Annotated in this window: 4 protein-coding genes; 2 read left to right on the top strand and 2 right to left on the bottom strand. The window is 72.6% G+C overall.

Annotated elements, in window-relative coordinates:
* Positions 1-991 (bottom strand): serine/threonine-protein kinase (locus G6R24_RS19865; protein WP_263864093.1); only part of this gene is annotated, 991 nt, incomplete at its 3' end.
* Between the two features lie 258 nt (positions 992-1,249).
* Here G6R24_RS19865 and G6R24_RS19860 point away from each other — a divergent pair.
* Together G6R24_RS19860 and G6R24_RS19855 are read left to right on the top strand one after the other, a co-directional pair.
* Complete coding sequence (locus tag G6R24_RS19860; protein WP_225438809.1) at positions 1,250-2,278, top strand: NAD(P)/FAD-dependent oxidoreductase; 1,029 nt, start codon at positions 1,250-1,252, stop codon at positions 2,276-2,278.
* Between the two features lie 4 nt (positions 2,279-2,282).
* Positions 2,283-2,681, top strand: a complete 399-nt coding sequence (locus G6R24_RS19855) for a sirohydrochlorin chelatase (protein WP_163550675.1) — start codon at positions 2,283-2,285, stop codon at positions 2,679-2,681.
* Here G6R24_RS19855 and G6R24_RS19850 read toward each other — a convergent pair.
* On the bottom strand, positions 2,653-2,982 hold a 330-nt coding region (locus G6R24_RS19850; RefSeq protein WP_192029214.1), incomplete at its 5' end, for a uroporphyrinogen-III synthase. The genes G6R24_RS19855 and G6R24_RS19850 overlap by 29 nt on opposite strands.

Below are 2,982 nucleotides of genomic sequence, written 5' to 3'. Positions count from 1 at the left end.
CGTATTCGACGAATCCGCGGCGGCGGCGGTTGGGCGCGGCGAAGTCGTCCGCGGCCTTGGGCCGGGGTTTGGCCGGTTCAGCGGGGGCGGCAGGGGCGGCTGCGGGGTCCTCCCACCAGTTGCGCTGCTCGCTGGTGCGGGCGATCCGGGTCGGCTCCGGGCTGCGGTCCGCGACGGCGCCACGGCCCTGCGGCCAGGTGCCGTTGAGGGCGGCGGAAGCGGCGGAGGTGGCGGCTCGGGCATCGCCGTCCGGGGGGAGGCCGTTGCCGAGCAGTGTGAACAGCAATCGCTCGCTGGACGGACGGTCCCGGGGGTCGCGGGCCAGGGCGGCTGCCACGACGGGCGCGAGATCGGCGGGGATGCGGCGCAGGTCGGGGCGACCGTGCAGGATCTTCTCGGCCATCTGCTGGTACGTGCCGTCGCCGTAGGGATGGCCACCGACCGCGGCGTAGCCGATGACCAGGCCCCAGGCGAAGACATCCACGGCGGGGCCGAGCGGCAGGCCGCCGTCCATCTGCTCGGGGGCCATCCAGCCGATCGAGCCGAGGACGAAGCCGGTCTGGGTGCGGCCCTGGGAGGCGTCCAGCGCTCGGGCGATGCCGAAGTCGATGACGCGGGGGCCGGAGTAGGAGAGCATGACGTTGCTCGGCTTGAGGTCTCGATGGACGATGCCGACCCGGTGGATCGCCGTCAGCGCGCTGGCCACGCCGATCGCCACGCCCTGCAGCGTCGACAGCGGCAGCGGGCCGGAGTCCTCGATCTCCTCGTCCAAGCGGACGCCGTCGATGTACTCGGTGACCAGGTAGGGGCTGCGCGCGTCCGGGTCGGCGTCGAGGACCTGGGCGGTGCAGAACGGTGCGACGCGGCGGGCCGCGGCGACCTCGTCGCGGAAGCGGGCGCGGAACTCCGGGTCCGCGGCCAGGCTCGAACGGATGACCTTCAGGGCGACGTGGGCGCCGCTGGGAGAGCGGGCGAGATAGACGGTGCCCATTCCGCCCTCGCCGAGGCGGCGCACGATCCGGTAGGCGCCGATAACGGTCGGATCGCCGGGGCCGAGCAGGTCGCCCCTGGTCACGCCCGCGGACCGGCGCAGGTCCGTCGATCGATCCACCCTTCCACGCTAGCCCCCTCGGGCCGCCACGCGGCGGCATCTGTCCATCATCCGACCGGTGGGGCCTGTCCGGCAGGTCCGGCAGGATGGGGCTGTCCCGGCCGTACCGGAGCCAATCCCATCCGATGGAGGACTGCGATGCCCATGGCAACAGCTGATCATGCCGAGCGGATCGACGTGGACATGCTGGACGTGGACATGCTGATCGTCGGGGCGGGGCCGGTGGGGCTGTTCGGGGCGTACTACGCGGGGTTTCGCGGGATGTCCGTGGCGGTGATGGACGCTCTGCCGACGGTCGGCGGGCAGATCACCGCGATGTACCCGGAGAAGGTGATCTACGATGTGGCCGGGTTCCCCGCGGTGCGTGGGCGGGAACTGATCGACGCGCTCGTCGCGCAGGCCGCCCCGTACCAGCCGGAGTATCTGCTCGGCCGGCAGGCGATGGAGCTCGCGTCCGATCCGGAGGCTCAGGCTGTGGTGGTGACCGACGCCTCGGGTGGGCGGGTGCGAGCGCGGGCTGTCGTGGTGACCGGGGGGATCGGGGCGTTCGCGCCGAAGCCGCTGCCCGGGATGGCCGGGCGGCTGGGGCGGGGGTTGTCGTACTTCGTGCCGCGGCCGCAGGAGCACGCCGGGCGCGATGTGGTGGTGGCCGGTGGCAGTGACAGCGCGGTGGACTGGGCGCTGGCGCTCGCGCCGGTGGCGCGATCGGTGACGTTGGTGCACAAACGCGAGCAGTTGCGGGCGCATCCGGCGGCGCTCGCCCGGCTCGAGGCGTCCGAGGTGCAGGTGCGCACACTCACCGACATCGCCGCCGTGCACGGGGAGGGCTGGATCACGCAGGTGGAGCTGGTCGATACCCGCGACGGCAGCCGGCAGACCCGACCGGCGCAGGCGATCATCGCGGCGCTCGGGTTCGCCACTGATCTCGGGCCGCTGACCCGCTGGGGGCTGACCGTGCAGCGGCGACGCATCATCGTCGGTCCGGCGATGGTCACCGGGGTGGAACGGGTGTTCGCCGCCGGGGATGTCGTGGACTATCCGGGCAAGGTACGTCTCATCGCCACCGGGTTCGGCGAGGTCGCGACCGCCGTCAACAACGCGGCGCCGATCATCGACCCGAACGCGAAGGTCTTCCCAGGCCACAGCTCCGACGACGGCGCACACTAGGGGCATGCGGGGACTTCTGGTGATCGGACACGGCTCCCGACGGTGGGAGGCGAACGCCACTGTCCGTGAGCTTGCCCGCCAACTGGCGGACGACCAGCGCTGGGAGGCGGCCGTGGCGGCGTTCCTGGAGGTGAGCCACCCCGATATCGCCGAGGGCTATGGCGTGCTCGCCGCGGGCGGCTGCACCGAGATCATCGCCTACCCGTTCTTCCTGTTCGACGGGAACCACACCCATCGTGACATTCCCGCGGCGTTGGAGGCGGCCCGCGAGAGCCATCCGGCGACCCGCTGGGTGCTGTCCGAACCGCTGGGTCTGCACGCCTGCGTCATCGAGGCCGTCCGGGCGCGACTCGCCGACACCCTGGTGCGCACGGCTAGTTCAGGGGATCGCGACTCGCGGTGACGAAGTCGGCGACGGCGGCGGCGAGCGGATGGACACCGGGTTCGGCGGGGACGATGTCGACGCGGATCCCGGCGGCCTCACAGGCCTGCGCGCTGCGGCGGCCCATCGCGGCGACCAGCAGGTCGGGGGGTAGCGGGCCGTAGAGCTCGGCGGTGCCGCGTACCGCGGTCGAGGAGGCGAAGGCGGCCACGTCGAAGTCGCCGTGGCGCAGTTCCTCGGCGATACGGGGATCGGGTTCGGCGGCCACGTCGGTGAGCAGGGTCAGTCGCCGCACGGACCAGGCGTGCTCGGCCGGGCCCAG

The sequence above is a fragment of the Candidatus Frankia nodulisporulans genome (genome assembly GCF_902806475.1).
Lineage (GTDB): Bacteria > Actinomycetota > Actinomycetes > Frankiales > Frankiaceae > Frankia > Frankia umida.
Note: the sequence above shows the minus strand (reverse complement) of the source record. Positions and strands in the feature narration are given on the sequence as shown.